At 64.9% G+C, this 433-nt stretch carries 1 pseudogene; it reads right to left on the bottom strand.

The window, feature by feature from the left end:
* Positions 1–433, bottom strand: a pseudogene (locus tag ENZ75_RS34035) (ATP-dependent DNA ligase); the annotation flags it as partial.

Genomic DNA, 433 nt, shown 5'->3' with positions numbered 1-433 from the left:
GTTCAGGTTCCAAAGGCTCCCATTGTCCGCTGCGCTCCGTGCTCCAGCGGCTCGGGCCGCCGGGCGCCTTGCCGGTGAATCCGGGCTCTGACCGCAGCCCTTCCAGCCGGCGCGTGAGCGCTCCTCTGTCGGTCCTGGCGATGGTCGACGTGAAGCCGACGTGATCGAGCTTGCCGTCGTCATTGTAGAGGCCGAGGAGCAGTGAGCCGACCTCACGGCTACCCGCGAGATAGCGGAAACCGCCGACAACGCAATCGGCGGTGCGCCTCGGCTTTACCTTCACCATCGCACGTTCGCCGCACAGATAATGCTCGTCGAGCACTTTGGCCACGATGCCGTCGGTCGATGCATGGCCGGCCCCGTTCAGCCATCGAGCCGCCGTCGCTGCATCATAAGTGCACTTCGACAGGCGAAGATCCGGACTGTTCGAGGA

The organism is Mesorhizobium sp. M7A.F.Ca.CA.002.04.1.1 (genome assembly GCF_004022805.1).
GTDB classification, from domain to species: Bacteria; Pseudomonadota; Alphaproteobacteria; order Rhizobiales; family Rhizobiaceae; genus Mesorhizobium; species Mesorhizobium ciceri.
The sequence above is the reverse complement of the archived record's forward strand: the minus strand, read 5'-3'. Positions and strand labels throughout refer to the sequence as shown.